The organism is Bradyrhizobium sp. Ec3.3 (assembly GCF_000472925.1).
In the GTDB taxonomy this organism is placed as follows: Bacteria; Pseudomonadota; Alphaproteobacteria; order Rhizobiales; family Xanthobacteraceae; genus Bradyrhizobium.
This window is the reverse complement of record NZ_AXAS01000138.1, coordinates 1-3,871: the sequence shown is the minus strand read 5'-3', so window position 1 is coordinate 3,871 and position 3,871 is coordinate 1. Positions and strand designations below refer to the sequence as shown.

General features: G+C 57.7%; 2 protein-coding genes and 1 pseudogene. 2 read left to right on the top strand and 1 reads right to left on the bottom strand.

The window, feature by feature from the left end:
- The first annotated feature begins 397 nt into the window (after positions 1-397).
- Together YUU_RS58035 and YUU_RS58030 are read left to right on the top strand one after the other, a co-directional pair.
- A pseudogene (locus YUU_RS58035) lies at positions 398-1,329 on the top strand (IS630 family transposase).
- A gap of 631 nt (positions 1,330-1,960) precedes the next feature.
- Positions 1,961-2,197, top strand: coding sequence for a hypothetical protein (locus YUU_RS58030; protein ID WP_084802005.1), 237 nt, complete (start codon positions 1,961-1,963; stop codon positions 2,195-2,197).
- A 567-nt stretch (positions 2,198-2,764) separates the two neighbouring features.
- On the opposite strand, the gene YUU_RS0145585 is transcribed toward YUU_RS58030, so the two are convergent.
- The gene (locus YUU_RS0145585) at positions 2,765-3,448 is read right to left on the bottom strand and encodes a hypothetical protein (protein WP_156944944.1); all 684 of its coding nucleotides are present in this window, start codon (positions 3,446-3,448) and stop codon (positions 2,765-2,767) included.
- Between the last annotated feature and the right edge of the window lie 423 nt (positions 3,449-3,871).

The following is a 3,871-nucleotide window of genomic DNA, read 5'->3' as shown; positions in this document are numbered from 1 at the left end:
GCGCGTCGATGTCGTCCCGCGAGCCTGCGCGCCCGACCATCCGTTTCGTTGTGATACGTCATGACCAGCGCCTGCACTATCCACCCGTTCCGTGATCACCTTCGCGGTGGCAACGTCCGAAGCCGCCGCGGCCGCGCTCGTCACCGAACACCCTGCCAATCGTTCGGCCATGCATTCCAGCGCAGCAAATCGCTCGCGCCTTCCCCGCAGCCGCACCCGCTGCACTATTCCCATAGCGCCCACAACTCCTAGCTTCGTTCAATCCGGCTTCTATGAGGTCGCACGCACAACCGGGCGCGTGGCTCGCGCCTGTCCCGCGACCTCACAGAACCCTCAAGATTCCCAAATCACGCCGGTTCTGATTCAACCTGCCTGCTGGCGAAGGAGGCCGGCAGGTATGGCGCCACCTCTTTCGATTGATCTTCGCAGACGTGTGGTCGGGGGCCGTTGCGGACGGCATGTCGTGTCGGGAGGCTGCGGCGCACTTTCGAGGGGGGTGTCGAGCGCGATCCGCTGGGTAGCGCAAGCGCGAGACGGGCGAGGTGACACCGAAGCCGCAGGCGGCGATCGACGTTCGCAGGCGATCGAAGCGCAGGCTGAACGTATCCTCGCGCTGATTGCGGCCAAGTCCGACAGCACGTTGGAGGAACTGAGAGCGGCGCTCGCCGCCGATGGACACGCTTTCAGCGTCTCCGCGTTGTCGCGCTTCTTCCAGTGTCGCAAGATCACGCTCAAAAAAAGACGGTATACGCCACCGAGCAACAGCGGCCGGACGTCCTGAAGAAGCCAGAAGAGTGGGCCAACGGCCAGATTGGCCTCGATCCTGACAAGCTCGTCTTCATTGACGAGACACGGGCGTCGACCAACATGGCGCGCATGCGCGGGCGCGCGCCCCGCGGCAAGCGGCTTCAGGCCTCCATTCCACACGGCCACTGGAAGTCAACGACCTTCGTTGCAGGCCTACGTCTGTCGGGCATCGTGGCTCGATGGGCCGATCAACGGGCTCGCCTTCCAGGCTTATGTAGACCAGGTGCTCGTTCCAGAATTGCGGGAAGGTGACATCGTCGTCATGGACAATCTCGGTAGCCACAAGGGCGCAGGCGTGCGTGCAGCGATCGAGGCTGCTGGCGCAAAGCTCCTTTATCTCCCGCCTCACAGCCCCGACTTCAACCGATCGAGAACGCCTTCGCCAAACTTAAGACGCTACTGCGCACTGCCGCAGAGCGCACCGTCGAAGGTTTATGGAACGCAATCGGACGCTGTCTCGACCGCTTCATGTCGCACGAATGCGCAAACTACTTCGCAGCCGCTGGATACGAACCAACCTGATCGAGAACCGCTCTAGTGAGGATTCAACAGGGCCCGTCATTCTCAAGATTTAAGCTCGGCACGAGAGGCGATTGGCATCATTTTCGCAATCCTTGCTATCCATGTCGGATTGAAGACCGTCACGGTTGGAAGCGGACAAAAGCGCCCACCCATTCCAACAGGGACGTGGAGGTACACTTGCTTCTTTTGGTCCAGCAGGCGCGCATTTCGAGCCCGGGAGTGGCACGCCAATTGCCGGGACGACAAACGAAGAGTCAGACCAAGAGCGCTGGATTTTCCGGGAGTGGCCGATGAAGCTTTCGCGATTGATCTCCTTGATTCGGGTGACGAGATATTGTCCTTGGCAGCGACTAAGCTGCGAACATCAATGCCGCGGTCCAGCGACGCGGTGCCGAACTTCGGCTAAAGCAGATAGTTTCACAGTAGATCACGCCAGAAGCCGCATCCGAAGATACTCGTCGAGCAATAGTCTCGCTGCTTCCGACAGCCGCTTCGCGTATGCATCGGCTCTTTGTCATGCAACAAGACCGTGGGCTGTAGTTGGATACTGCATGGACCTTCTCTCGACGGCTCCTGAACGGCGGCAGTGTACGATTGAGTAGCATACCGTTCGAAAGTCATTGGAAGTATTATGAACGTTAAGCTCGTGGAACCTCCTTTGTGCAGCTCAGCAACGACCACCGTCTTTGTTGGCAGGAATCGTCGTGGCAACTGGGTTGCCCGCGAACAGAGCGGTATTTTTGGCGGGTTGTTCGTGAGCCGCGCCCATGCGCTTAAATATGCGCTATTTGAGAATGGGCATCATCCAGGAGCCATCGTCGAGGTGTCGCGGGAAATCGAGCTGGATATCCCGTCAACGCACACATAGCTGGCATGACGCGCGTAGCCTGGCTCGTGGCTGCTTTCTGGATGACGATGCTCAACCGTTCGCCGGAAGATGCGTTCTTACCCCCGTTGAATGCGATTAGAATCGGCGCGCTCGAGATTCACTCGCAACGACACACCAAAGGCAACACAGAAAATGCTCTCGCAGTATCTGATCAAGATCGCCCGGCTGGGCGGTCATCTTCACCCGCGCCAGCGATCTGCCCAAGTGCAATACCATCAAGTGCCGTAGGTGTTCTCACTCCTCACTGGCACCGCGCTGGGCGCTATGCGCCGTTGAGAAGTCGGGAAAATTGAAAGACCGCGGATGGTTACGCTTCCCCGTTTGGGGCCGCTCAACGCGACTCGCCGAAACGATCAACGGACCTACACTCTGTAGCGAGCACCGGGAAATCATATATGGCACGGGCAAAAGCGCGACAGTTGGAAGCCGTTCGGCACCGAAACCGGCTTTCCCAACCGTGGCGAAAGTGTGGCACCCTGCGACCGCAATTTATCTGAGCTTTGTCCGGTTCACGGCAACGATGAAGGAGCCGGGTTCGAGAAATCGTCATGTCCGTATCCACGGAGTGAACTTTGGGGCTCGGAGTGCAACCCAATCCGGATCTGACAACGAGCGCTCGACCTCAAAACCGAACAAGGGAATCAGATAGTCTCGGATAATGATCGTGACATGAGGTTCGTTGGCCTCATCCTCCGTTAACTGCTCGGTCTGCTCGCGCTTGGCATATTGAGTGCTTGCGTTGATGATATGTCTTCCTCCGAAGGCAAACCTCACATCGTCGAAAAGGAAAAGAGCGCTAGGCTTTAACAGCCGTACTGCTGCAATGGCAGCCGCCAGATCGACATAGATCGAATGGTTACCGTCGAGATAGATGATATCGAAGGTCTCCTGGTGCCTGGCCAACCTAATCAGGTTGAACAGGTATGTTCCCACGACGTTGCCCAAAAATCTGATATCACGATTGGCGATGCCGGCCGCGGCCAGGTCGGCCCGACGTTTGGCACAAACGTGTTCGAGATCCAAACCCACATATTCAATGCAGTTGTCATCAATGGTCCTGAACAGCTCCCGCCTAAGGATTGGTCCCACCCCGATCTCGAGGAAACGGCAGCCCGGATTCCCTCGAAGGATTTGGAGCAAGCGTGTATTAACCATGCGTCGGTAAGCACGGTAGTTGTTGGGCAGACGATTGCTAGGGTTAAATAGGGGGTCGTGCAGGTCAGTGCTCATCAATCGTCTCGCTAGTTGCACAGGGAATCTGTTTCCGCCGCAGCGACCGCGACCCGATGCACCGTCGGTGATGACGCAGATTGCGTCGCTGATGCCAGCTGCGGGGAGAGAGCTGCAGGAAAGTCCAACGAAGACTACAGTTAAGAAACATGCTGATCGTGACGTGGCCAAACGGAGCCGGATTGCCGACCGGCGCTAGAATCCTTCCGGATCTTTCTCACATAGAGCGAAGCAGGTTTTGGACCAGCGCAATACTGCAGATCTTTGGGAGCTCAATGTCGCGCTCCGAACGCCCTGGAGTCTTCCAGACACTAGGCTGTGTGGACTCTTGGGATTGAACGAAGCCGCTGTCGCGGCATGTAGGGAGCCATAGCAAGGATTGCCTCCTGTCTGAGAGGATTGCGGGTTTTCAAAGCCCAACCC